Here is a 26701-nt window from a genome sequence, read left to right on the forward strand (position 1 = left end):
AATGATGCTGTCTGCGGACTTGTATCCTTCGCGGAATCCGTGTAGCTTTTAGCAGTGTTCTTCGCGGCAGTTTTGCAGCTTCAAGCTATGGGTTTGCCGTGTTGTCCTAGGTCTACTTTTTGGAAGCGCTTTTTAATTGGCGTTTTCTGTATAGGCTGTGTAGAAGTGGGGTGGGCCCAGGGATTTGAGGAAGCAGTGGTGAACATTGGCAACGTAGGGCTGACCATTACCAACGCCGGCTTTGTGGGCCGGGCTAACGTCCGCAATAACCCTGCAGGACCACCTTCGTTTGAATACCCCCTGGATTCCGGTGTAGAGCACTTGTTTGAAGCTGGCCTGTGGATTGGGGCAGTGCGTCGCGACGGTCTCATTACGGTGCGTACGGGAGCCATCACCTCTTCGGGCGGCTATCGCCCAGGGGCAGAAGGGTACGAGCTAGCTCCCTTGGAGCCCATCGTTGAGCGCTCTACGCTGCCTACCTCGCCGGTTTTTACCCGCATCGCTACGAGTCATCAGGATTTTCTGACGGCTTATACCGACACTGCACGTTTTCTTCCGGGCACCCGTATTCCGATGCCAGATCCTGCTGGGCAGCTAGGGGTTAAGATCCTGCAAACCAGCTATGCCTGGAATTTCGCTTTTACCGAAAGCTTTGTCATCCTCAACTTTGACCTCATCAACCTTAGCAATCAGCCTTGGGATAGCGTCTACGTAGGCCTCTTCCACGACTTGGTCGTGCGCAATGTTAACACGACCCAAGATCAAGGCAGCGCCTTTTTCAACAAGAATGGTGTAGGATTTATTGACACGCTGCATGCTACCTATGCCTTTAATGCGGGAGGGACAGAAGAATCCATTAATACCTATGGAGCCATTGCCTTTTTAGGGGCGGAGTGGCGTGATCCGCGCAGTGGGCAGTACCGCTTCTTTCACCCGAACGTCGCTGAAGAATACGTGCGCGATGGCTACACGCCACCCGTGGTTAATCCGCGCTGGTGGCTGTTCAGTGGGGGCACCGACGAGCGTTCGCGACCTACCGACGACCGCACACGTTACCAGCGCATGGGCACGCCCTATCCTAACCCGGCAGACTATGGAGGATGTCGAGGGGTGCATGATTTGGCTTGCCAGGATCCAGCCTATCTTGAAGCGCTTAGGGTCTGGCGTGAAGAGCTGCGTACCGCCGGCCAACGGGCCCAAGGTAACTGGATTGGCCTGACCTCGGTTGGCCCCTTTGGGCAGGTACTGCCAGGAGATACGCTCCGGGTGACCTTTGCCTTTGTTGGAGCGCTTAAGCCGGAAGCCTATCAAGGGCTTGCAGCACGTCCTATCGACAACGACGAAAGCCGCCGCTTGCTTTACACCAACCTGTTCTGGGCTCGGCGTACCTATGCGGGAGAAGACCAGAACTATAACGGTCGCTTGGATCCTGGCGAAGACGTAAACGGCAACGGTCGCCTAGATCGGTATTTGATTCCCGAGCCACCACCGGCGCCACGCGTGCGGGCAGAATTTACCACAGAACCTGATCCCCAGACTGGCCAATTGCACACCGGCGTAGTGCTCTACTGGGATCGCAGTGCTGAGGCAGCGATCGATCCGGTCACGGGACGCCGCGACTTTGAAGGCTACCGCATCTATCGCTCCAACCCGGGCGACGACCTGCGTGGCAACTTGCTCGACCGTGCTGTCTTGATTGCGCAATATGACAAACCGGGCAATCGCATAGGCTTTAACACCGGCTTTGAAGCAATCCGGCTGCCGGAGCCCATCACCTTCCCAGGGGATACCACCCAATATTGGTATCGCTTTGAAATGCCCAACCTGCGGGCGGGCTGGCAGTATCTGTTTATTGTAACTGCTTTCGACGAAGGCGACCCAGAAGCTGGCTTAGCCCCACTGGAGTCTTCTCGCGTCGCTAGCGCTTTGCGCCTCTTCCCAGGGACTACCCCCACCCCACGCGGTTCCGTAGGTGTTTATCCTAACCCTTATCGCGCTGGAGCAGCCTGGGACGGCGGGACCAGCCGCACCCGCAAGCTCTATTTCTACAACTTGCCCGCGCGTTGCGAAATCCGCATTTACACACTGGCTGGGGAAATTGTCAAAACCCTCTATCACGATGCGGCCACCTACCAGGGTGATATCCGCTGGTTTAATGACTTCAGTGCTCCCGGCCGGCAGCTTAGTGGGGGCGAGCACGCTTGGGATTTGCTTTCGGAAAACGGCCTTGAACTGGCTGCCGGACTTTATCTCTTCACCGTGAAGGACCTTGAAACCGGCGAGGTCCAACGCGGAAAGTTCGTGATTCTCAAATAACCAAACCTACTACTGCCATGCGACGCATTGCTACCATACTGTGGGTACTGAGCCTCTTGCTGGCTATGCCTACAAAGGCTCAGATTAAAGAGGTGACGGTGCGCGAAATTAACCAGCTTCATCCAGATAGCCTAGCACTGCTCAAACAGCTGGGCACGTCGCTGACCGCCGCCCGCATTAACCAGCTCATCCGATCCCCCTTAACCGGCGATACCGTACGGTTTACAGCAGTTGTGATGAGTGACCCATTAAACTCCGGACTCGCTGGGCTCACTTCAGATGGGGTTCCTGCGCGTCTGCACGTCTTTGTGCGCGACACCGCAGCGGTTTCCCAAGGCCCAGAGGGCATGACCATTCAAGTTGTCGACGGCGCTTACGAGACAACCGGACTAAAAAATCTGGCAAAAGGGGATGTAGCCACGTTTACAGCTGTGGTCACCTATTTCGATAATACAATTCAGATTGTTCCATTAAATATCGAATTTTTGGGATCTTATGCTAATCTAGGTCTGCCTGATTCGCTGCTTGATCCCGTGGTGGTTACGACAGCCGATCTCAACATGAACGTGGCTGAGGGAAAGGTACAAGTGAACTGGGACAATTTCGCCCGGCTCAATAACCAGTACGTCCGGATTGAACAGGCCACAATGCTGCGCAGTACGCTGGCGGATCAGGGACGGCCAAACTGGCTTTTTTCTTCGGATGGAGGACAGACGTTTGTGCAGGCCGACGACATTTCGCTGCGTTTCCGAAACGATCGCGCCAATTATCCTGCTGAATACAACAAACGTCCAACGAACAGTCCCTTCCAGCCCCCGCCCCCTGGTGCGCTCATCAATGTGCAAGGATTTGTTGTTTTCCGGGGGTACTTTGAGGCCTTTGACTTAGGGGCACTGCCCCCGGGCGCCATGTTGCGGCTGGCACCTTTTGAGGATAGTGATCTGGAATTGGTGGAATCACCCCCAGTGATTTCCAGTGTGGGACGGCCTACCTCTGTCCCGGGTAACGAACCAGTAACGGTTACCATTGAAGTGGCTCCCGATCCCAACCGACAGCTTGCGCGCGTAGAGGTGCACTACTACACCAGCTCGAATCCCGATACCCAAGTGGTGCAGGCTACGGCTGCGGGGGGTAAGGCCATGGGCCCAGGTGTGCAGGCCGTCTACCAAGCGCAAATTCCTGCAGCGCCCGATGGTGACTTTGTAATCTACTGGGTCGAAGCCGAAGACAACACCGGTGCGCGCACGCGCTCGCCTAATCAGAACTACCGTGTGCTTTATGGCGGTATTACACAGGTAGCTCATATTCAAGAGACCGCCACAGGTGGACCGGGTGGCAGTCCTTTTGCTGGGATCACGACCAACATGGATTTGCACGTCGTCGTCCAAAGCCAGCCGTCGGTTTCAGGTTTGGTTGCTGTACAGGACGATCCTAACCTGGGACCGTGGTCAGGCATCTTACTCAACCTGCCAAGCGGCGTGCGCGACACGCTCCAACGGGGCGACCGCTTGCATATCACGCGGGCAGAGATCCGCGAAAACTTTGATGTAACCGAACTGCGCAATGTGACCCTTACCCGTGAGGGCAGAGGCGACTTCTACGGCTATAAAACGGTCACCACCAACGCCATGCGGGACTTAGCCATTGCCGAAGCCCATGAAGGCATGCTCGTGCGCTTTGAGAATGTGACAATCATCAGTCCTGATGAAGGCTTTGGAGAATGGTCTTTCTCATCAGATGGCACGGCTGCAAACAAAGTCAAAGCCGATGATCGATCGAATGCGGTGGCTTCAGACTTTGCTGTAAACACGTTCCGCGCAGGTGACCAGGTGAGCTTTATTCAGGGCATCTGGTGGTATTCGTTCGGCGAGTACAAGCTGGTGCCTGAAGATCCAGCTACCGACATCGGCACCATTACCGATGTAGAGCTACGGGAACATCTGCCAGCCACGTTTGGGCTCTTGCCAAACTACCCGAACCCATTTGCTGAGTTGACTACGCTGCGCTATGCGCTGCCCCAAACAGGGCCAGTACGACTTGAGGTGTTTGACCTGCTAGGGCGCCGAGTCGCTGTGCTCGTTGAAGGCGTGCAGCCAGCCGGTATCCATGAAATGAAGCTGGATGGCCGGAATCTCTCCAATGGGCTTTATGTCGTGCGCTTAACTACCGAATCCGGAACAGCCACGCGCACCATTGTGCGCATGAAGTAATCGGCCTATGTTGCGTGGGCGGCAGCCTTCTAGGCTTGCCGCCCACGCAAATGCAAAACCGCATCCCATGCGCACGCTGCTAAAAATAGGCTTCCTAAGCGGATTGATGCTGGGCGGCTGCGATACCGGTTTTATGGGGACGCCCCTACCGAACCAGCCTCCCGAGACGTACCTGAGCGTACGCGACAGCTCGCTGGTCGACAAGCTTCCCGAGCGCCTCGTCAGCACAGTGTATGTAGCTTGGACAGGCGACGACCCGGATGGCTATGTCGTGGCTTATGAGCTGCGTTATTACGCGCTGGGCTTAAGTCCCCCTGGCTGGATTCGGACTACGCGAAACGACACGCTAATCGTACTGCCTATAGAAGCAGGGAGTCAGACCGCCGACGTGGTTTTCGAAGTGCGCGCGATTGACAATGAAGCTCTGGCCGATCCCACACCGGCGCGCACGGTCTTCCCCATTCGCAACTCACCTCCTGAAATCCGTTTGGTGGGTTTTGAGCTGCCTCCAGATACCACGTTCCCGGTCTTTTCTTTTAGCTGGCAGGTTTCCGATCCCGACGGCGCTATAAACCTAGCCCGCATTGAGGTGAGCTTCAACGACTCGAGCCAGTTTGTTGCGTTGCCGCCCGAAGTTGACTTTGTGACGTTTGTGGGCAACGTTGACCGGGACGACCCCCTGCAGCTTGAGACCAGCGCTCGGGTATACACGGGGCGTGCATTCCGCTCTACAACCATCGAAGTGCCTGGGTTGCGTCTTGATGCGGAGAACACGTTGTATGTGCGGGCAGTGGATCAGGCCGAGGCCCGCAGTCGTCTTGTCCACTACACCTGGCATGTTAAAAAGCCTAAAAGCCGGGTGTTGCTTGTAAACGACTATCGCAAGGCCACCGGTGGGGTGGTTATGGCCTATCATCGGGCGATTTTGCGCGACTATCTGCCTGCGGGAATGCCTATCGATGAATGGGACCTCTCCCAACCCTATGTGACTGGTTCGGCAGGCAATACGCCGCGCTCTGATGCACTGCCTCCAGTAGCCGACCCAACATTGCGGCAAACCCTAGCGCTTTGGGACTATATCTACTGGGTTTCAACTGCAACCGTCAACAGCATTGTGGGCAACAACTTGCCCTATGCTGCTGGGGTTATGGATCTGTTCTTCGAGCAAGGCGGGCGCATCTTGGTGCATAGTCCGGTTACCCAGCCGCGTGACCCAGAGGCCAACTTAGGCAATCCTGCTATTTTGATGCTTCCGCTAAGTGATTTGCTTGTGCTGCCCGATTCGGTGCGGCGGCTCGAGTTGGCTAGTGGTGCAGCCATTACACCTGTAAATGTGCTGCCCCGCACCGGAGAGTCGCTGCCACCGCTTAAAGCCCATCGGTTCTTTATTAACGAGCTGCCGTACTTTGCCGAGGGCGGAGCAGTTGTGCCTTTGTACGAAGCAGACTATCAGTATTTAAACCGAGCTGGGCAGCGACGTCCATGGCCGCGTCCACGTACCATAGCTTCGATAAGCGCAGATGCGCGTGTAGCGCTCTTTGGGTTGCCATTGGTGAATGAGCTCACCGGCGGACCTGAGCTGGTTGGTGCTGATGGCGATCCAGAAGCCGGCCGCCAGGCTGTCATGCGGTTGCTGCAAAGTCTTGGATTCCCCCAACGATGAGTGCCCCTATTGCTACATACAGACTACAAAAACTAGGACTGCTGGTTTTCTTGTTGTTGTGGACCTTGCCGGCGCAAGCCCAGGGGAGCTTGGCAGGCAGGGTACGCGACGAACGCGGGGAGCCGTTACCTGGTGTGAACGTGATCGTTGTAGGCACAGCCTACGGTGCAGCAACCGATCTGGAGGGACGTTTTCGCATTGATGGATTGCGCCCGGGGGAGTATTCGGTGCGCGTGTCATTTGTAGGGTTTGAAACGGTGCTTTTTACAGGGGTGCGCGTGCGCGAGGGTGAAGTAACTGCGCTGGAGGTCACGCTACGCGAGCAGGTTGTGGTGGGGGAAGAAGTGGTGGTAGTCGGTGCGCGCCCGCTGATCGATGTAGAACAGTCCTCTAGTGCCTATGTGGTTTCCCGTGAGCAGATCGAAGCGGCACCGTTGCGCTCGGTGCAGGAAGTCGTTGGTCAGCAGGCAGGGGTGCTGCGTGACCCGACGGGCCTGTACATTCGGGGTGGGCGTGCCTATGAAACTGGCTACTATGTCGACGGCGTTTCAGCCCGCGACCCACTGGCAGGTACAGGCTTTGGACTCGATTTAGGCACCAACGCTTTTCAGGAAGTCGAAGTCATCACAGGCGGCCTTGATGCCCGCTATGGCGACGTCACCTCAGGTGTGGTGAGCATCCAAACCCGCGAAGGCGGCGAGCGCTTTTCGGGCACCTTTACGCACAAGCGGGATAACTTCGGCAGCCTGAACGAAAGCTGGGGCAGCAACTTTCACGAAGACCTCTACGAGCTAACCTTTGGTGGGCCGCTCGGCACCCAGAAGCTTCGCTTCTTTGCCGCTGGTCAGGTCCAGCTCTCTGATGGATTTACACGGCACGTCTCCGATCCCGACTCGGTGCGCTCCTCCCTGGTGCGCTGGAATTTTCTGCTGCCACGGGCCAACAATCGCTGGAATGGCTTTTTAAAGCTTACCTATGCCCCCTGGCCTGGGTTAAAGCTGCAAGGCGCTTATCAGCGCTCCTTGACTGTCAACCAAAACACCCGCATGTTGCAGGTAACGGGCAACGAGGCGGTGGTTGCACCGGGCTTCCAGTACGCTTTCATCCTTCAACCTGAAAATGCCAATACTTTTGCGCACGACAACGTGCTGGCTTATTTGAAAGCTTCGCATGTGATCAATGAGCGCTCATTTTATGAAGTGCAGCTTAGCCGCCTATTCACCCGGCTGCGTGCCGATGCCAACGGGCGGCGCTGGCGGCCCCGGGCTGTGACCAGCGAGCTGGACCCAAGTAGCATCGTCACCTATCCTGCAGCCCTTTTCGTGGATGAAAATGGCCAACCCTTCGATCCAAACGCGCTTTTTGTGCTTCCTGGGCCTGGACTATTCAACAACGGAGGTATTGCTACACGCTTTCACGATCACTTCGCCGAAGAATGGACGTTGCTGGGCAGCTATACGCTCTTCTCGGTAGACCGAAACCATCGCTTGAATGCAGGCCTGGAGGTCAAGTTGAACGACTACCAATGGATCGATGTGATTCGACCCTGGGTAGGCGCACCGATTGGTTCAGAAACCGCTGAAGCTACCGGTCGATTGGGTGAAAGTGCGGACATTTGGCGTGTTAAGCCGCGCCGAGGGGCGTTGTTCGCAACCGGACAAGTACGCTACCGGGGGCTCATTCTCAATACCGGGCTCCGACTAGAATGGTGGTCGCCCGGACGCTACGTCGATCGACTGGTAGAGGACCCCAGGGCGCCTATTCTGGAAACGGTCCGCCAAGCCTATAAAGACGGCACCGTGCCTTTTTTAGGGCTGCGTACCAAGTTCTTCCTACTACCCCGGCTGCGCGTGTCGTTTCCTATTCGGGAAAATCAGGTGCTCTTTTTCAATTACGGCCGCTCCACGCGCCTGCCCCACCCAACGTTCGTCTATGCAGGACTCGACCCGTTTTACCAAGACCGATCGTTTTTTGCCGACTTGGGTAATCCTAACCTAAACCCGGAAGTGGACATCTCCTACGAGCTGGGCCTGCGCTACCAGCTTAGCAGCAACGATGTGCTCAGCCTAACGGCTTTCTGGCGAGATAAGTATGATTTTATCACCGTTGAAAACGTCGTTATTCGTGATCCCACCGGCCGCGAGACCGTCCGTGCCTTCCGCATTAATGGGGACTTTGCGCGCGTGCGCGGGCTAGAAGCCAGTTACCTCAAACGCATTGGCGACTGGTTTCTTGGGCAAATAGCCGGTACCTTCTCTCGGGCTACCGGACTAAGCTCAACCAACAATGACGCTTTGGTGCAATTTTTGGCCCGAGGCGACATTGAAAACACATTCGAGACACCACTGGCTTGGGACCGGCCGCTCGACGCAAAGGCCAGCGTGACATTTACGTATGATCGACCCCAGCCTTTACTGGGGCTCCCTGGCTTGAACCGATTGCAAGTGTTCCTGTCCTCAACGTTTCGAAGTGGACAGCGCTATACCCCGGCCGAGTTCAAGGGCTATCAAACGAATCCCTTTACGGGCGAACCTAACTGGAGGCCGATTTATGAGCTTGTCTCTGCGCCAACAGCGCGCTATAGCCGTCTAGGTGAGCCCTGGTGGTGGTTCGACCTGGCGCTACGCCGACGCATTCGTTTGGGACGAACCGATTTGGAGCTTTCCTTGGAAGTCACCAACCTGTTCAACCAGAAAAACAGTGTGATCATCAACCCGGTCACAGGTAAAGCCTATCCAGACGTAGACCCACAGAAAACGAATTTCGCTGCCTTGCGCGGTAACCGTAACTTTGATGTGCCTATCGATGTGCGTGACCCGCGCTATGAAGACCCGCGTACGGCCGGACTGCCCCCACTTAACCCTGCGCGCTTTCTGCCTCCGCGTCATGTGTTGTTGGGTATTTCCTATGCGTTTTAAGCTGCTAAAACGGGTGCTTGTATGCCTTTTACTGGGCGTGGTAGCGCTCGGCCGGACAGCCTATGCGCAACTTTTGCCTTCTTATGGGCGAGACCGGGCGGGTACATCAGGGTTTCAGTTCTTGAAGATTCCGCTTGATGCGCGTTCGGCTGCTTTAGGCGAAACGGTAGTTGCCCATGCCTTCGATGCTTCGGCGCTGTTTTGGAATCCCGCCTTAGCAGCGCAGGTCGAGAAGTTTCAGATTGGCCTAGGTCATACGGCTTATTTTGTCGATGTGCGGCTCGATTATTGGGCGCTGCTTGTACCGCTTTCTCGAAGTGGCGTCCGCTTAGGGCTGAGCCTGCAAATGCTGGACTCGGGCGAAATGCCGGTTACTACCGAGTTTCAGCCTTATGGCACCGGAGAAATGTTTCAGTTCCGAGATGTAGCTTTAGGGGTTTCGTTTGCTCAGCCGTTGACCGATCTGTTTAGCTATGGCCTCACGGCACGCTACGTGCGGGAAAGCGTGGCTGGATTGGTTGCGCAGACAGTGCTCTTAGACCTGGGCATTTTCTATCGTGTAGGGGATACTGGCGTGCAAATGGGCATGGCTATCCGACATTTTGGGTTTGACGGCCGTCCCAAAGGCCGTTTAGAACGTCCCATGATTGGCGGAGAAGGCCGCGTGCAGGAGACCCATTTTGATGTTATCACACCCCCAACTACGTTTTTGCTCGGCTTTAGTTATGCCCTTTGGCAGCATCACCCGCAGCATCGGCTCGCGTTGTTAGGACAACTCACCAAGCCTAACGATAATGCGGAAAGCTTTAACATAGGCACGGAGTACACTTGGAATCGAACCTTATTCGTGCGCATAGGCTATCGCTTGGGTGTGGAAGAAATGCGCATGCCAACGCTGGGTGTGGGTTTGCAGCTTCCAGAAGTGTTCTCGGGCTTAGGCGCTCGTTTTGATTACGGCTTCCAAAACCTGGAACGGCTAGGTACGGTGCATCGCGTCGGGCTTAATCTGGAATGGTAACCATGAGAACCAGTAAGGGCAACCAGAAACGATCTTTCGGCCCGATGCTACTGGCTATGGCGTTGGGCTTGCTGCTAGCTGGATGCGATGCGCTGCTGGGCAGTAAGCAAGACCCCACCACGGAAGAAATTTTCCGCGTAGGACGTAGCGAGCCAGGTCTGTTTCGCGAAGTAGAGTATGTTCCCCTTTTTCCTTTTTACACGCTAGGAGGTGATGGCGCTCCGCTCCAAGCGCCCCAAGATGTATACGTAGGCTTCGATACGTTTATCTATGTGGTGGATGCTCGCGGGCTGCACGTGCTGGATCAAGCTGGACGGCCCGCCCTTTTTATTCCCATACCTGGAGGAGCAACTTCGGTTATTCAAGATCGGCGGCTGCATGTGTACGTAACAGCACGTCGGGATACCCTGATCGGCAACCGCACGTGGAACTTGCCGGTTGTGCTGCGCTACGCAGGGATTCCTACCGGCAACCCACAATTGGTAGACATCATCTGGCATCCGTTTGACGATCGCTCACGCCGACTTAACCGGCCTGATCCTATCCCAACGGATGAGGAGGTTGCCTTTACAGGTGTAGCTGTGCTGGCCAACAACGCGATCTACGTCGCTCGGCGAGGCCCGGTCAATGACCCGACTTCTGCGATTTTGCCTCATAACACCATCTTGGAGTTTACGCCTGAAGGCCTCAATACCCAAGCGCTGGTAACGCTTGATCCGAGGCAACCCACGCTACGCAGCGCGGTCAATCCAGCCGATGTGTTGACGTTTGTGCATCCGCCGCAGCGTACTACGTTCCCGTTTTCACGTGACTTCTACATTGCCCAAACGCCTCCTGAGGGCGAACGGCTGCGCTATGCCGTACTGTCGATCCGGGCTGTGGAGACGCCCGATGGCATTGAGTACCGCCCAGATGCCGAAAAAATCCAAATCGTAGGGGATACCACGCGAGGTGAAGGGTTCCTGTACGAAGAGTTTAAGTTTGCCTGCCCCTCGGACTTGGCCTTTGCGGCCGATGGCACCAACTATCTGTTTGTGCTGGACGCCTGCAAAGACAGTTTGTTTGTCTTTACCGCAGCAGGTGTCGAGGGTGTGGCCCCGCCGCCTGGCTCATCCAGCACCCGACCCGTCGTGGTGTCCTTTGGCGGTCGTGGTGATGGCGCGCGCCAGTTTAACCGTCCCCAAGGCGTCGCTTATGGGCGTCGCATTGTCTACGTGGCCGATACAGGCAACCATCGCATTTCACGTTTTCGGCTCAACACCGATTTCGAATGAAGGCGCGGTTGATTGGCGTTTTTTGGTGGGTTGCTGTTTCGGCCTGGGCACAGATTCCTCAGGTAGGAACCCCGATTACCCTAGAAGTAGCCACGTGGAACGTAACGTGGTTTGGCGATCCTTCCTACGGACCTTCGGATGAAGCGCGGCAGCAGGCAAACGTGCGCCAGGTCCTCGAACAAAGCGCCATAGATCTTTGGGCGTTGCAAGAAGTCGCTAATCCGGCAGCCTTTTGGGCATTGCTCGATAGTCTGGGTAGCGACTACGAAGGGATCCTTGGCCAGAACGCTTCGCCTGCCGTAACGCAGCGATTGGCTTTTGTCTACCGACGCAGCGTGGTGCAGCGCCGTCGCACCGAGCAGCTCCTAAGTGAATTTGCTGAAGCGTTCGCCTACCGGCCCCCCTTGCTGCTGGAAGCAACCATCCGACTGCCCGATACAACGCTAACCGTGATCTTTATCACCTTGCACCTTAAGTCGGGCAGTAACCTAGACGACTACAGACGTCGCCAAGAAGCTGCGCAACGCCTCAAAAATCGATTGGATCTACTCTATCCCAATCGACCCGTAGTCGTGCTCGGAGACTGGAACGACGAGCTGCACGGCTCCATCATCTCTGGGCTACCCTCTCCTTTTGAAGACTTTCGTACCGACACCGCGCACTACCGCTTTCTTACCGAAACGCTCGACGCTGCCAACCTGCCAACCTGGTGTGGTAGCAGCAGCACTTGTCGGACCGGATCAACGCTGGATCATATGCTCATCACCGACGAATTGTTTGGCGCCTATGAGGAAAGCTCAACCGATCGCTTTACGGCACTGCTTGAGGCCATCCCAGGTTACGTGTTTTCTACCTCCGATCATCTGCCTGTCTACGCCCGCTTTCAATTTAGCCGCACTGCTGCTGTGGGCGAAGCGCTGACCCGTGAGCCCTGGACCCTACACCTTTATCCTAATCCGGCGCGCACGCAGGTTACGCTGCGTTGGGAGCGCCGCGGGCATGCGGCGCAGGTGCGGCTTTGGGACATGCTGGGTCGGGAGGTGGCCCGTCATCTGCTGCCGGTTCAGGCAGGTATGCAAGCCCTTACGCTTTCCCTAGAAGGATTTCCTGCAGGAGTCTACTTGGTTGAAGTATGCGAAGGGGGGAGGCGGCTCACTCAGCCGCTGGTACGCCTTCCCTAGCGCGCAATGCGGCAGCTGCATGTTCGACCTGGGACAGCACGCGAAGTAAATTGCCACCGAGAAGTTTTTGAATGTCAGTTGCGCTATAGCCTCGCTGGTAAAGGCCATAGGTGATCCAAGGCAGGCGCGTTACGTCTTCGAGCCCCGAGGGCAATGCAAAGAGCCCGTCAAAATCTGAGCCTAATCCCACGTGGTCAATGCCCGCGACCTGCACGGCATGGTCGATGTGGTTGAGCACGTCTTCCAAGGTGGCACCAGGCAGACGCCGCTCCCGGGCAATGGCATAAACGGCATCCCAGAGCTGGCGCAGGTTGCCGCCTGTGCGCTGTTCGGCTTCGGTATAAACCTCGGCTGTAAAGTTGGGATTGACCAGCGCATCAAAAAAGTTGATCAGTACAACACCTCCATTTTGGGCCAAGGCACGAAGCATTTCGTCGCTTGCGTTGCGCACGGTAGGTACCAGTGCGCGCATGGATGAGTGTGAAAGGATAACCGGGGCTTGGGTAACGGCCAGCACGTCAAAAAACGTAGCATCGGAAGCATGAGACAGGTCGATCAGCATGCCTAGCCGGTTCATTTCGCGGATGAGCGCGCGACCTTTTTCGTTTAAACCGTTCCAGCGCGGCCGATCCTGAGAAGCATCGGCCCAGCTATGGGAACTCACGTGCGTCAGCGTAACGTAGCGGATGCCGGCTTCGTAGAGTGCCCGAAGCGTGTCAGGCGAGCCGGCAAGGGCATGACCCCCTTCAAGCCCAAGCAAGATCGCTTTGCGCCCGCTGCGCGTAATGCGTAGCACATCGGCTGCTGAATAGGCCAGTGCAACGCTGTCGGCATGGGCAGCTACCTGACGTTGCACTTCCGCTATCATGCGGCGGGCGTAGCGGACGGCTGCTGCGCTTTCTCCATAGGCAGCAGGTACGTAAATCGCGAAAAACGCGGCATCTAAGCCCCCTTCAAACATGCGCGGCAGGTCTACATGTCCATTGGCGCGCGCGTGACGCCGGCCAAAGTCGAAGCTTTGGAGCATACGGGAAGGCGTGTCGAGGTGGCCGTCGAAGACCAGCGTCCGATAGTGCAGCGCAAGCACTGTTGCCCAGCTTGTGTCTTGCTGCAAGAGCGCATAACGTCGCGCAGCCGGTAGCGCAATCTGGCCACCATCTTCGGCGTGCAACTTATCGGCCTTGGGGCTAAAGGTGGGCGTCTGTGCTCTGCAGGCCCAAACCAGCAGGAGCACAATAGAGCAGAGCAGCCGCTGCATAGGACGCTCCCCAAAAATTACAATTTGGGCTAATGCGCCTGTTCCGGACAGGCAACGGCCCAGTACGGCGCCAAACGTGGTCTTATAACATAACGCCGTACGGTGCTGAGCCTAGGTGCGTTTTGGTTAGGCCCAGAATGCTGTCTGCATTTTTAGGCCCATGTCGATCCTGCCGTAGAAGGCTCAGGCCATTTTAGCAGGCATGTCGAAATTACGCTGGACAAACATGTCCTGGGTAGCGATGAGCACCCCGTTGGTCCAGAAAGACCAAAAATCAGCGCTGCACGCCGCTATATGGGGTGACTTAGGCTAGCGTATTCGCGCCAATCCATTACTTCCGCCTTTGTTCATGCCTGCTGCTGGGCCATTGGGGGCTCAGCTTCAATGATCCAGGTGTCGCCACTGCGCAGTAGGGCCTCCAGATCGCCTTTGCCTTTCCGGGCTGTGACTTCCGCAATCTGCTGATGCAGCAAGTCTTCGTAGGTAGGGCGCGTTTCGCGATAAAAGACCCCAAAGGGCTGCGGCAAATCGGGCCGGAAGAACATCCGAGCTATCAGGTGCGCCAGTTCCCGGTTGGTTTCGTCATACACCAGGCAGTCATGGACAGACCAAGAGCTGTTGGTCAGATCGATAGCTTCCAGGCGAAAGCCGTCGAGCCGGATACCTTTGCGTCCTTCGTCGTACAGGAGCGGCTTGCCGTGCTCGAGAAACAGGGTCCGGAGCGGCTTGGTGTCGCGCTCGGTAAACTGGAAAAAGGCCCCGTCGTTGAAAATATTGCAGTTTTGGTAAATTTCCACAAAGGCAGCGCCTTTATGCTCATGCGCTCGGCGAAGGATATCTTGTAAATGTTTAGGATCGCGATCCATGGAGCGGGCGACGAACGAAGCGTCGGCGCCCAGGGCCAGTGCTACGGGATTAAAGGGATGGTCAATGGTGCCATAGGGTGAGCTTTTGGTGATCTTCCCTTCCTCAGAGGTAGGGCTATACTGGCCCTTGGTGAGGCCGTAAATCTGATTGTTGAAAAGCAAGATCTGGACGTTCAGGTTGCGGCGCAAAATGTGTATCAGGTGGTTTCCGCCAATCGAGAGGGCATCCCCATCGCCCGTGATGATCCACACGTCGAGTTCAGGGCGACTGGCTTTTAAGCCGGTGGCGATAGCTGGAGCGCGACCATGGATGGTATGCATGCCGTAGGTGTTCATGTAGTAGGGGAAACGGCTGGAGCATCCGATGCCGCTGATGAACACCAGGTTTTCGCGAGGGATGCCTAGCTCTGGCAATAGGCGCTGCACGGCTGCCAGGATAGCATAGTCGCCGCAGCCTGGGCACCAGCGCACGTCCTGGTCTGAGGCAAAGTCTTTGCGCGACAGGCGGGCTTTGCCGTCGCCGTCGGGCTGGGCTGCTGGAGGTGCCGTTGGCTTAGCAGGGCGTGCCACAGGCGGCGTAGCCGTTGGAGGCAAGGCCGGGCGTACGGCCCGGGGGGTAGATTCGTCAAGGCGTTTGGGGTCCGACATCGCAACAACAACCGGTTGGCTTTTTAGACCTGAAGCAACGATACGACAAACGCTTCAATTTCACGGGCCTGGAAGGGCAAGCCCTGGATTTTATTTAGCGGCACAAAAGGCCGCAGGTACGCATCGCGCAGCACGCGCACCAGCTGTCCGTTATTCAGCTCAGGCACGATAAGATGCTGGTAGCGATCAAACAGCAAGGGCAAATCGGGTGGCAATGGATTCAAGTAGCGCAGGTGCACGCTACCAACGCGTAGCCCGCGGGCTTGGAGGCGCTCAACGGCAGCTTCGATAGCACCGCGCGTTGAGCCCCAGCCGATAAGCAGCACATCGCCTTCTGGGTCGCCAAACACTTGGCTGGGCGGAATCTCGCGGGCAATGCGGGCGACTTTCTCTGCCCGTAGTTTGACCATGCGCTGGTGGTTAGCCGGATCGTAGGATACGTTACCGGTTTCGTCTTCCTTTTCCAGGCCTCCGATCCGGTGTTCCAAGCCAGGTGTTCCTGGGCGTGCCCAAGGCCGGGCCAAAGTTTCGGGGTCGCGCCGATAGGGCAAAAATGCGGCTTCGCCGTTTTTGTGGAAATTGGGCTCCGTGGCAAAGCGTACCTCAAAGGAGGGTAGGTCCTCTAGGTCGGGCACGCGCCAGGGTTCAGCCCCATTGCCTAGGTAACCATCTGCCAGCAGAATCACTGGCGTCATGTAGCGTACGGCAATGCGGCAGGCTTCGTAGGCAGCCTCAAAGCAGTCGCCAGGAGAGCTGGCCGCCAGCACGGGTACGGGCGCCTCGCCATGGCGACCGTAGAGGGCAAAAAGCAAGTCGCTCTGTTCGGTTTTGGTAGGTAAGCCCGTAGAGGGACCGCCGCGTTGCAGGTCGATGATCACCAGCGGCAGTTCGGTCATAACGGCCAATCCAATCGTTTCTGCTTTGAGCGTCATGCCCGGACCGCTGGTAGCCGTTACGCCCAAGGCGCCCCCAAAGCTGGCTCCAAGCGCAGCACCGATAGCCGCAATTTCGTCTTCGGCTTGAAAAGTCATCACACCGAAGTTTTTATGGCGGCTCAGCTCGTGGAGCAGTTCCGAAGCCGGGGTAATCGGATAGGATCCGTAAAACAGCGGCAAGCCGCTTTTGACGCTGGCAGCGATCAGTCCCAGGGCCAGTGCCTCGATGCCTTGAATAGCCCGGTAAAGGCCGGGTTTGAGTTGAGCAGGTCGTACCTCGTAGCGAACGGCAAAAAGTTCGGTCGTCTCGCCGTAGTGATACCCCTTATGCAAGGCTTGTAGGTTGGCGTCTCGAATGGCCGGTTTATGCGCGAACTTTTGCCGCAGCCAGGTTTCAACGGGTTCTAGGGGACGCGAGTAGAGCCACAGCACTAGCCCTAGGGCAAACATGTTCTTGCAGCGGTCGATCTCCTTCTTATCGAGACCACTGTCGGCTAGTGCTTCGTGCGTCAGACGCGTAAGTTCAACCGGAATAACTTGGTAGCCCGCTAGCGAGCCGTCTTCAAGCGGATTGGTGGCGTAGCGGGCGAGCTCTAGGCCGCGACGATCGAAGGCGTTGATGTTGAGCAGCAACGTGCCGCCTCGGCGCACGCGGGGCAAGTGCACTTTGAGCGCTGCTGGGTTCATCGCCACCAGCATATCGACCGCATCGCCAGGCGTGCGCACGGGAACTGAGCCAAAATGCAGTTGGTAGCCGCTGACGCCATAGGTGGTACCAGCCGGGGCCCGAATTTCGGCAGGATAGTCAGGAAGTGTAGCCAAATCGTTCCGGGCTAAGGCCGTTGCTCGTGCAAACTGCAGGCCCGTAAGCTGCATGCCATCACCCGAGTCTCCCGCAAAAAGCACCGTCGCCTCAGGGAGAACCTCTACGGGTTTTTCTAGAAAGTCCATAATGCAAGAATCTTCTAACAACAAAAGCGCTTTAACTGCTTAGAGTGCAACGCAAAAAAATAAGGCGAGTTCAACGCTGGTGGCGCATGCAGCGCTTTCCTATTTTTGAAACTTCCAATAAGCGAATTTCATGGTTCCTTATGCAGCCACAACACGCGGCGTGACGGTCACCGTACGTCCGATATATCTCGATGATCCATCGGATTTTTTTGAGCGCCGGTTTGTCTTTGCGTATTTCATTAGCATCGAAAATCATACCGAAGAGCCGTTGCAACTGCTTCGTCGCTACTGGCGCATTGAAGAGGCTGATGGCTCCGTGCGCGAAGTGGAAGGTCTTGGTGTGGTGGGGCAACAACCCCTGATCGAGCCAGGTCATGCCCATCTTTATAGCAGCTACTGCATTTTGGCTTCTTTGAGTGGGACGATGGAAGGGTACTACCTTATGCAGCGTCCTGATGGGCGACGCTTTCGGGTGAAAATCCCTCGCTTCGATCTTCGGGTGGCCGCTAATTAAGGGCTTAAAACATCTCCACCTCAATCGTAAGCTCAGGTGTCAGCAGTTCGATCGTGCGGTTTTCGTTCGTCAGGCGGTAGTCGAGAATCTCGGCAGGCAAAAGCTCTCGGGGTGTATGCATTCGGAAGAGTGTGTCGGCCACCACGAACCAATCTTCTTGCGTTAGATGCACCTGGGCTCGGCCGTTTTCGGCCACCAGGGGAGCATAGGCCAGCACGCGCTGAAGGTGGTTGATGCCTTGCTTTTGATGCAGCGTCGGATCCATAGGCTTTTCGGCTGCCAAAGTTGTTTTGTAGATTCCAGTTGTCTTCCAAACCGAAGACACAACCCCTGCGTTCCGGAACATGCAGCAATACCACGATTTCCTCCGCCACATTCTCGAATGCGGGACGCGCCGCGTAGACCGCACAGGCGTTGGCACCCTCAGTGTATTTGGCTACCAGATGCGGTTTGACTTGCAAGCAGGATTCCCGCTTTTAACCACCAAGAAGATCCACGTCAAAAGCGTTGTGGCCGAACTGCTCTGGTTTTTGCGGGGAGATACGAACCTAAAGTATTTGCACGATCGCGGAGTGACCATCTGGGACGAGTGGGCCACCGAAACAGGAGAGCTAGGGCCTATCTACGGCAAGCAGTGGCGGCGATGGCTTGCACCAGACGGGCGCGAAATTGATCAAATCGCAGCGGTGGTGCGCTCGATCCGAGAGCGACCTTGGTCGCGGCGGCATGTGGTGAGTGCTTGGAATGTCGCAGACCTGCCCGATGAGCAATGCTCTCCACAGGAAAACGTCCGCCAAGGACGCATGGCGCTGGCACCCTGCCATGTGCTGTTTCAGTTTTATGTGGCTGACGGTCGCCTTTCTTGCCAGCTTTACCAACGTTCAGCTGATGCCTTTTTAGGCGTGCCTTTCAACATTGCTTCCTACAGCCTCCTTACCCATATGGTAGCGCAGCAGACAGACCTCGACGTAGGTACGTTTATCTGGACCGGCGGTGACTGCCATATTTATCTCAACCATCTTGAACAGGTAAAAGAGCTGCTTTCCCGAGAGCCTTACCCACCACCTCGGCTGGTGATTAAGCGCAAACCGCCCTCGATTTTTGCCTATGAGCTAGAAGATTTTGAATTTGTCGACTACCAATATCACCCGCCCATCAAAGCGCCTATTGCGGTGTAATGGCAGCTGCAGCGCGTCCCGAAATCGTTTTAATTGCCGCACTGGCCCAAAAAAACCGGGTCATTGGGCGTGAAGGCCGTCTGCCCTGGCATTTGCCCGAAGACCTGCGGCGGTTCAAACGGCTGACTATGGGGCACCCGCTGCTCATGGGACGCAAGACGTTTGTCTCGCTGCTGGAACAATTCGGCGGTCCCTTACCTGGACGACGTCACCTGGTACTTTCGCGCACGTGGGGCAATCTGGAAATGGCGGGTGTAGAAGTGTATCCGGATGTCGAAGCAGCCTTGGCTGCGGTACAGGACGTGCCCGTGCTCTTCATTGCTGGGGGTGCCGATATTTATGCGCAGTTTTTGCCGCACGCTGACCGGCTAGAACTGACACTGGTAGAGGGCGACTACGAAGGCGATGCGTTTTTTCCCCCTTACGAACATCTCATCGGACCGGTTTTCGAAGCGGTGGCGGTCGAAACGCACCCCGGCTTTCGCTTCATCACCTATCGCCGCCGCGCTGGAGCTTAAAGCAACCCGCACAAGCCAAATCTATTGGGCCCTTAAAGCGTTGTATGTTTTAAACTTTATAACAATGAGGAGTAGGGAATCATGAAAGTAACGCTTGGGCCAGAACTGGCGCCGCATTTTCACGAACCGGTTTCTTGGCAAATTTGGGATGCCAAGTATCGCTATCGTGAAGGTACGCAACTGCGCGATCAGACCATTGAGGATACCTGGCGCCGGGTTGCCCAAGCAGTGGCAGCTGCCGAACCGGAAACAGAACGGGCGCGCTGGGCTGAACGCTTCTACCAAGTGCTCTACGGCTTTAAATTTTTGCCCGGCGGTCGCATTTTAGCTGGGGCCGGGACGCGCCACCGCGTGACGCTTTTCAACTGCTTTGTGATGGGCATCATCGAAGATTCGCTGGAAGGCATTCTCGACAGCCTCAAGGAAGGCGCTCTGACCATGCAGCAGGGGGGAGGGGTAGGGTACGATTTTTCTACGTTGCGACCTGCTGGCACGCGAGCACGCACTACAGGCACGATCGCTTCAGGGCCGGTCTCGTTTATGCACATCTGGGATGCTACTTGCGCTACACTGCTTTCGACGGGCGTCCGGCGCGGCGCGATGATGGCCACGCTACGCTGCGACCACCCCGACATCGAAGCATTCATTACGGCCAAGCACCAAGCCGGCGTACTCACCCATTTCAACCTATCGGTACAGGTCTTCGATGCGTTTATGGAAGCCGTACGCCGCGACCTCGATTGGCCGCTGGTTTTCCCAGCCGCTTCCTTAGAAAGCGAGCCCCTGGGCGATAGGCCCATCGTATATCGACGCTGGACAGGCACCGATCGCCCGGTCCCCTGCCGCATACTCCGCGTGGTCAAGGCTCGAGCGCTTTGGGATGCGATCCTGCGCTCGACCTACGACTACGCTGAACCTGGCGTGCTCTTCATAGACACGATCAATCGCGTCAATAACCTCGCCTATCGGGAGTATATCACTGCTACAAACCCCTGCGGCGAGCAACCGCTGCCCCCTTACGGCGCCTGCAACCTGGGATCGCTCAACCTGACGCGCTTTGTGCGCCATCCTTTTACACCGGAAGCCGCGCTGGACTGGGAAGGACTCCGCGAAACCGTGGCAGTAGCCGTACGCTTACTCGACAATGTGATCGATGTATCGGGTTTTCCGTTGCCAGCCCAAGCCGAACAAGCCCGTGCTACACGGCGCATTGGGTTAGGCATTACTGGACTGGCTGATGCGCTCATTATGCTGGGGCTGCACTATGCCTCGGAAGAAGCGCGCCGGCTGGCTGCACAACTGATGCGAACCATCTGCTACACGGCTTACCGGACTTCGATCGCTCTTGCCCGAGAAAAAGGCCCTTTCCCCTTTTTTGAACGTGAGCGCTACCTCGAAAGTCCCTTTATTCAGGCATTGCCTGAAGATATTCGGCAAGGTATTGCTACCTACGGGATCCGGAATAGCCACCTGCTCTCCATTGCTCCTACAGGCACCACCAGTCTTCTGGCCAATAATATTTCCAGTGGCATTGAACCTGTCTTTGCCTACCGTTATACCCGACATGTGCTAAACGCTAACGGCGAGCGGCAAAGCTATACGCTTACGGACTACGCCCTGCGTTTGTGGCACCAGCTTCATGGGGAAACAGCCGCGCTGCCTGAAGCCTTTGTAGATGCGCAGCACCTAGACCCCTTTGAACATCTGAAAATGCAAGCAGCCCTGCAGCCGTATGTGGACGGGGCGATTTCCAAAACGATCAACGTGCCTCCCGACACGCCGTTTAGCACGTTTCGGCAGCTGTACGACTGGGCCTACGATCACGGCCTTAAGGGATGCACAACCTACCGGCCCAGTGCTGTGCGGGGTGCCGTACTAGAAGTGGTGAGCGGTAGCATGGGTGAAAGCACCCACTGCTGCAGCATCGAACGCGAAGCCGACTAAAACGAAAAGCCCCTACCTTAGGGACTAAGGCAGGGGCTTCGGGCCGCCGGTAGCGGAGTCTCAGGTTACCGGCTCAGCCTCGACCTGGGCGATCTTCTCAAAGACCAACCCAGAACCATCGGGTGCCACATCGATCCGGATCAGATCGCCTTCGGTAAACAGACCAGAGAGAATCTCTTCAGCCAGTTTGTTGGTGATTTCCCGCTGAATTACCCGCTTGAGCGGCCGTGCACCAAAGACCGGATCAAAACCGTGCTGGGCCAACCAATCTTTGGCTGCATCGCTCAGTTCTAGTTTAAGCTTATGGCTCCGCGCTGCCAGTTGCTGGATCCGCGCAAACTGGATCTCGACGATTTGACGGATCTCTTCGTGGCCCAGAGGCCGGAAGACAATGATTTCATCGATCCGGTTCAAAAACTCAGGCCGCAGCCGCTGCCGCAAAAGCTGGAGGATTTCCTCGCGCATCCGCTCGTAGGCCTGCGGAGGTACCTTTCCGTCAAAGGCATCGATGCGCTCGCGGATCAGCTCCGAGCCCAGGTTACTGGTCATGATGATGAGGGTATTTCGGAAGTCGGCTGTGCGGCCTTTATTATCCGTTAGCCGACCATCGTCGAGTACTTGAAGCAAAATGTTAAAGACTTCTGGATGTGCCTTTTCGATCTCATCGAGCAAAATGACCGCATAAGGACGGCGCCGCACAGCTTCGGTAAGCTGGCCACCTTCTTCGTAGCCAACGTACCCCGGCGGCGCACCGATCAAACGGCTGACCGAGTGGCGCTCCTGATATTCGCTCATATCGATGCGGATCATCGCATTCTCATCGTTGAAAAGCGCCTCGGCCAGCGCTTTGGCAAGCTCAGTTTTGCCGACTCCCGTTGAGCCTAGAAAGATAAACGATCCAATAGGCCGGTTCGGCTCCTGGAGCCCGGCGCGGCCGCGCCGCACGGCGTTCGCCACGGCCGAGATGGCCTCGGGCTGTCCGACCACCCGCTTGGACAGCTCCTCTTCGAGCCGCAGCAGCTTTTCGCGCTCGCTTTCGAGCAGCCTGGCCACCGGAATGCCTGTCCAGCGCGCCACGATCTCAGCAACGTCTTCTGCGGTCACCTCTTCTTTTAGTAAAGCGCCATTTTTTTGAACTGCTGCTAGCTCTTCTTGGGCTTGCTTAAGCTGTTTTTCTAGCTCAGGAATGCGGCCGTAGCGGATCTCGGCCACGCGGCCGTACTCACCCTGCCGCTCCAGTTGCTCCGATTCGATCCGGAGCTGTTCGATTTCTTCCTTGATGCTCCGAATGCGCTGGATCAGCTCTTTTTCCTGCTGCCAGCGCGCCCGGAGCGCCCGCCGCTGCTCTTCGAGGTTGGCGAGCTGCTCGTTGATCGCCTTGAGCTTCTCCTGATCGTTGTCGCGCTTGACGGCCTCCCGTTCGATTTCGAGCTGGCGGATCTGCCGCTCGAGCTGGTCCAGCTCTTCGGGCATCGAGTCGATCTCGATCCGCAGCCGGGCGGCCGCCTCGTCGATCAGGTCGATGGCCTTGTCCGGCAGATGCCGGTCGGTGATGTAGCGGTGCGAGAGTTCGGCGGCGGCGATCAGCGCGCCGTCGGTGATGCGCACGCCGTGGTGCACCTCGTAGCGATCCTTGATGCCGCGCAGGATCGAGATCGTGTCTTCCACCGACGGTTCCTCGACGAGCACGGGCTGGAAGCGCCGCTCCAGCGCCTTGTCCTTTTCGATGTATTTCCGGTACTCGTCGAGCGTCGTGGCGCCGATCACGCGGATCTCACCCCGCGCCAGCGCCGGCTTCAGGATGTTGGCGGCATCGACGGCCCCCTCGGCGGCACCGGCACCCACCACCGTGTGCAGCTCGTCGATGAACAGGATCACCTGGCCTTCGGAGGCCGCCGCCTCGCGGACGACCGCCTTCAGCCGCTCCTCGAATTCACCCCGATACTTGGCACCGGCCAGCAGGGCACCCATGTCGAGCGCCACGATGCGCCGGTCCTTGAGGCTTTCGGGCACGTCGCCCTGCACGATGCGCAGCGCCAGCCCTTCGACGATGGCCGTCTTACCGACGCCGGCCTCACCGACCAGCACTGGGTTGTTCTTCATCCGGCGCGAGAGGATCTGGAGCACGCGCCGGATCTCTTCGTCGCGACCGATGACGGGATCCAGTTTGCCCTTGCGGGCCAGCTCCGTCAGGTCGCGACCGTAGCGCTTGAGTGCCTCGTAGCGCTCCTCGGCATGGGGATCCGTTACGCGCTGGCTACCCCGAACGTCTTTCAGCACGTTCAGAATTTTTTCCTTCGTGACCCCTTGGTCCCGAAGGGCCTGCCCAACCTCTGTAGGACTTTCAGCCAGGGCAATGAGCAAATGCTCGGTCGAAACGTACTCGTCCTTAAGCAAATCAGCTTCGGCTAGGGCCCGGTCGAACACTTTTTTGAGATCACTACCCAGGTACTGACCCGAGACCGAAGCCCCATGCACGACAGGCAACTTGGCCAGCGCCTGATCTGCCTTGGTGTTTAAATACGCTAAGCTGGCTCCAAGGCGCTGCAAGATGGAAACGACCGTGCCTTGAGGATCGCTCAGCAACGCCTTGAGCAGGTGCGGGGGCTCCAACGCTTGATGGTTTTTTTGAGCAGCAAGCTCTAAGGCCTGCTGCACGGCTTCTTGAGCCTTTACGGTAAACTTTTGCAGGTTCATCGGTTAAATCCCAAGGTTTTGCGCTACCTGACACGTTGTCTGGCTTGTGCATGGCCGATGGTTTCACGAAAAATGTACCGATTGACAGGATGGCAGAATCGCTCAGCTGGTGTGCAAGCGAGCGCGTAGCAACCGGGCGGAATTGCCCAGAATGCCCAGATCTGGCAGCGACTGGGCGGCCGCCGCCAGCACGGGTGGCAGATAGCCCAGCGCGGCGAGCGTGACTCCGACCAGGTTGTAGAGTGCCGTAAAACCGAGGTTGACGGCAATGGTGCGGCGTGTGCGTCGGGCCAGCCGGAACAGGGCGGGCAGCTGGCGCCAGTCGTCGCGGAGCAGCACGAGGGCGGCCGTGTCGAGCGCCACGTCGGTGCCCGAGCCCATGGCGATGCCCACGTCGGCCTGCATGAGGGCCGGGGCGTCGTTGACGCCGTCGCCGATCATCACGACCGTGTGGCCCCGGGCCTGGTATTCCCGGACGATGCGGATCTTGTCGTCGGGCAGCAGGCCGGCCCGGCAGCGCAGGCCCAGCCGGCGGGCCAGCGGTTCGGCCGCGCGGGGATGATCGCCGGTGAGCAGTTCCAGATGGTGCACGCCCAGCGCTCGGAGTGCCTCCAGCGCCTCGCGGAGGCCCGGCCGCTCGGTGTCGGCAGCGGCCAGCAGCGCAGCCGGTCGGCCGTCCACTTCCATGAGAATGAGCGTTTTGCCCTCGGCCGCCAGCCGGGCAGCTTCCGGGAAGGCGTCGGGTTCGGACAGCCGCCGCAGGCGCACCCGGTGGCCGTCGATGCGGGCTTCGATGCCGATGCCCGGCAACGGACGGGCTTCGTCGGGGCGACGTAACGGCAGGCCGCGTGTGCGCGCCGCTTCGCGAATGGCTTCGGCCAGCGGATGCTCCGAGGCGTACTCGGCCGTGGCGGCCAGCGCCAGCAGCGCGTCCGGCGCCTGACCGTCGAGCGGCACCAGGTCGGTGAGCCGGGGACGGCCAAGCGTGAGCGTGCCGGTTTTGTCGATCAGGACCACGTCGGCGCGGGCCAGCGCTTCCAGGTAACGGCCGCCTTTGATCACAACCCCCTGGCGGGCGGCCGCCCCAATAGCAGCCAGCACAGCCACAGGCGTAGCCAGGGCAAACGCACAGCTGCAGGCCACGACGAGGACCGCTACGGTGGCCATCACATCGCCGCGCAGCAGGTAGGTACCCAGTGCCAAGGCCGCCACCACCGGCAGATAGTAGGCCGAAAAGCGATCGGCCAGGCGCTCGGTGGCGCTTCGGTTTGCCTCGGCGGTTTCGACCAGGTGCAGGATGCGGCCGAACGTGGTAGCAGCGCCCGTGCGGGTGGCCTTCAGGCGCAGGTAGCCCTGGCGAACGAGCGAGGCGGCCAGCACGGCATCGCCCGGACCCACCTCGGCGGGCATCGACTCGCCTGTGAGCGCCGCGGTGTCGAGCGTGGCCGTTCCTTCCAGCACTTCGCCGTCGACCGGCACGCGCTCGCCCGGACGCACCAGCACCACGTCGCCCGGCTGCACGGCTTCGGCGGGCACTTCGAGCAGCTCGCCGTCGCGCTCCACGCGGGCCGTACGCGGCATCAGTCGGTTCAGCCCCCGCAATGCGCTTCGGGCCTGCTCCGTCGTGAAGCGCTCTACGTAGTCGCCGACCCGCATGAAGAAGACTACGACGGCAGCTGTGGGCCATTCGCCAATAAGTAGCGCAGCCAGTGCCCCTACGCTCATGAGCGTGTAGGCCAGAATGCGCCCCTGAAGCAACGCCTGCACCACCTGACGGAACACCGGATAGCCCATCAAGACAACCAGCGCAATCCCGACAGGCAAGGGTACGCGGGCGGTGAGCTCCTCAAAGAGTCCCAGCCATTCGCCCAGCACCACGACCGTCAGCACGGCGCCAAACAGAAAGGCCAGCAGGCCGGCCACGCGACGCGCCGGGGGCGCAGTCGGTGCAGGCGTTTCGGTGCGGGGTACCCGATAGCCGGCGGCCTCGACGGCCCGGCGGAGGGCGTCCGGCTCCGGCGGGTGGGCCGGATCCAGCTCCAGCACCGCCTTTTGCGCCGCCAGCAGCACCTCGACGCGGCAGACGCCCGGCACCTGCTCGAGCGCCCGGGCCACGTGGCGCGCGCATTCGGCGCAGTCCATGCCTTCGACGGGTAGCTCGATCGTCTTCATGGCACGTTGTAGTTTCATGGCACGTTGTAGTTTCATGGCACGTTGTAGCGTGTGCAGTGATAAACGCCTCGGGCTACGTCGGCCAGCACCTGTTCGGCCAGCTGCAGCAGCTCGGCGATGCGCTCGTCGCTGAGCCGGTAGACCACGAAGCGCCCCCGACGGCTGCGCCGCACCAGCCCGCAGTCGAGCAGGCAGCGCAGGTGGTTAGAAACATTAGGTTGCGTGAGTCCCGTGGCCTCTACCAAGGCCGTGACCGTTTGCGGCCCCTGGCGTAGCACCTCGAGAAGAACCAGCCGCGACGGATCGGCAAAACCCCGGAAAAGTTTGGCTTTGAGGGCAACAGCCGTTGATGCTTTTTCTAAAAGCATTGCAGGATTTTTAAATTTACATATCAAAATTTAATGATATAAAAATAATAACGCAAGTAGTAAATGCAGGCT

18 protein-coding genes are annotated in these 26701 nt (G+C 57.9%); 11 read left to right on the plus strand and 7 right to left on the minus strand.

Annotated features, from left to right (window positions below):
- Positions 1 to 165 precede the first annotated feature (165 nt).
- The 7 genes from J8E65_RS03390 to J8E65_RS03420 all read left to right on the plus strand — a co-directional run bounded on the left by J8E65_RS03390 (position 166) and on the right by J8E65_RS03420 (position 12580).
- Positions 166 to 2316 carry a hypothetical protein gene (locus J8E65_RS03390; protein ID WP_210373946.1) on the plus strand — a complete coding sequence of 717 codons (2151 nt, stop codon included), beginning with the start codon at positions 166 to 168 and terminating at the stop codon, positions 2314 to 2316.
- Positions 2317 to 2333: 17 nt separating this feature from the next.
- Positions 2334 to 4526, plus strand: coding sequence for a T9SS type A sorting domain-containing protein (locus J8E65_RS03395; protein ID WP_210373947.1), 2193 nt, complete (start codon positions 2334 to 2336; stop codon positions 4524 to 4526).
- 67 nt (positions 4527 to 4593) lie between these two features.
- Positions 4594 to 6189: a hypothetical protein gene (locus J8E65_RS03400; protein ID WP_210373948.1), complete on the plus strand. Its 1596-nt coding sequence runs from the start codon at positions 4594 to 4596 to the stop codon at positions 6187 to 6189.
- Entirely contained in the window at positions 6186 to 9107 is a 2922-nt protein-coding gene (locus tag J8E65_RS03405; protein ID WP_210373949.1) for a TonB-dependent receptor, read from the plus strand. The genes J8E65_RS03400 and J8E65_RS03405 overlap by 4 nt, the downstream gene beginning before the upstream one ends.
- The gene (locus tag J8E65_RS03410) at positions 9097 to 10125 is read left to right on the plus strand and encodes a PorV/PorQ family protein (RefSeq protein WP_210373950.1); all 1029 of its coding nucleotides are present in this window, start codon (positions 9097 to 9099) and stop codon (positions 10123 to 10125) included. Before J8E65_RS03405 ends, J8E65_RS03410 begins: the two co-directional genes overlap by 11 nt.
- A 44-nt stretch (positions 10126 to 10169) precedes the next feature.
- Positions 10170 to 11399, plus strand: coding sequence for an NHL repeat-containing protein (locus tag J8E65_RS03415; protein ID WP_210373951.1), 1230 nt, complete (start codon positions 10170 to 10172; stop codon positions 11397 to 11399).
- The gene (locus tag J8E65_RS03420) at positions 11396 to 12580 is read left to right on the plus strand and encodes an endonuclease/exonuclease/phosphatase family protein (protein ID WP_210373952.1); all 1185 of its coding nucleotides are present in this window, start codon (positions 11396 to 11398) and stop codon (positions 12578 to 12580) included. The genes J8E65_RS03415 and J8E65_RS03420 overlap by 4 nt, the downstream gene beginning before the upstream one ends.
- On the opposite strand, the gene J8E65_RS03425 is transcribed toward J8E65_RS03420, so the two are convergent.
- The 3 genes from J8E65_RS03425 to J8E65_RS03435 form a co-directional block, all read right to left on the minus strand.
- The gene (locus J8E65_RS03425) at positions 12552 to 13838 is read right to left on the minus strand and encodes a dipeptidase (protein ID WP_210373953.1); all 1287 of its coding nucleotides are present in this window, start codon (positions 13836 to 13838) and stop codon (positions 12552 to 12554) included. The two genes, J8E65_RS03420 and J8E65_RS03425, sit on opposite strands and share 29 nt — an antisense overlap.
- Positions 13839 to 14185: 347 nt before the next feature.
- Complete coding sequence (locus J8E65_RS03430) at positions 14186 to 15352, minus strand: 2-oxoacid:ferredoxin oxidoreductase subunit beta (protein WP_210373954.1); 1167 nt, start codon at positions 15350 to 15352, stop codon at positions 14186 to 14188.
- 23 nt (positions 15353 to 15375) lie between these two features.
- Entirely contained in the window at positions 15376 to 17238 is a 1863-nt protein-coding gene (locus J8E65_RS03435; RefSeq protein WP_210373955.1) for a 2-oxoacid:acceptor oxidoreductase subunit alpha, read from the minus strand.
- A gap of 130 nt (positions 17239 to 17368) precedes the next feature.
- On the opposite strand from J8E65_RS03435, the gene apaG reads away from it, so the two are divergent.
- Positions 17369 to 17752 carry a Co2+/Mg2+ efflux protein ApaG gene (gene apaG, locus J8E65_RS03440; protein ID WP_210373956.1) on the plus strand — a complete coding sequence of 128 codons (384 nt, stop codon included), beginning with the start codon at positions 17369 to 17371 and terminating at the stop codon, positions 17750 to 17752.
- Between the two features lie 4 nt (positions 17753 to 17756).
- Here the strand turns inward: apaG and J8E65_RS03445 are convergent, their stop codons facing one another.
- Entirely contained in the window at positions 17757 to 18017 is a 261-nt protein-coding gene (locus J8E65_RS03445; protein WP_210373957.1) for a hypothetical protein, read from the minus strand.
- Between the two features lie 79 nt (positions 18018 to 18096).
- Between J8E65_RS03445 and J8E65_RS03450 the strand changes: the two genes are divergently transcribed.
- The 3 genes from J8E65_RS03450 (at position 18097) to J8E65_RS03460 (ending at position 21392) form a co-directional block, all read left to right on the plus strand.
- Positions 18097 to 18930 carry a thymidylate synthase gene (locus tag J8E65_RS03450; protein ID WP_210373958.1) on the plus strand — a complete coding sequence of 278 codons (834 nt, stop codon included), beginning with the start codon at positions 18097 to 18099 and terminating at the stop codon, positions 18928 to 18930.
- Positions 18930 to 19448, plus strand: coding sequence for a dihydrofolate reductase (locus tag J8E65_RS03455; RefSeq protein ID WP_210373959.1), 519 nt, complete (start codon positions 18930 to 18932; stop codon positions 19446 to 19448). Before J8E65_RS03450 ends, J8E65_RS03455 begins: the two co-directional genes overlap by 1 nt.
- Before the next feature lie 81 nt (positions 19449 to 19529).
- Positions 19530 to 21392, plus strand: coding sequence for an adenosylcobalamin-dependent ribonucleoside-diphosphate reductase (locus tag J8E65_RS03460; protein ID WP_210373960.1), 1863 nt, complete (start codon positions 19530 to 19532; stop codon positions 21390 to 21392).
- A 60-nt stretch (positions 21393 to 21452) separates the two neighbouring features.
- Here the strand turns inward: J8E65_RS03460 and clpB are convergent, their stop codons facing one another.
- The 3 genes from clpB to J8E65_RS03475 all read right to left on the minus strand — a co-directional run bounded on the left by clpB (position 21453) and on the right by J8E65_RS03475 (position 26629).
- A complete protein-coding gene (gene clpB / locus J8E65_RS03465) occupies positions 21453 to 24089 on the minus strand; it encodes an ATP-dependent chaperone ClpB (RefSeq protein WP_210373961.1) in 2637 nt (878 codons plus the stop codon).
- Positions 24090 to 24191: 102 nt separating this feature from the next.
- A complete protein-coding gene (locus tag J8E65_RS03470) occupies positions 24192 to 26261 on the minus strand; it encodes a heavy metal translocating P-type ATPase (protein ID WP_210374071.1) in 2070 nt (689 codons plus the stop codon).
- Between the two features lie 32 nt (positions 26262 to 26293).
- Complete coding sequence (locus J8E65_RS03475) at positions 26294 to 26629, minus strand: ArsR/SmtB family transcription factor (protein WP_210373962.1); 336 nt, start codon at positions 26627 to 26629, stop codon at positions 26294 to 26296.
- Positions 26630 to 26701 lie beyond the last annotated feature (72 nt).

The sequence above is a fragment of the Rhodothermus bifroesti genome, from assembly GCF_017908595.1.
Taxonomy (GTDB): Bacteria; Bacteroidota; Rhodothermia; order Rhodothermales; family Rhodothermaceae; genus Rhodothermus; species Rhodothermus bifroesti.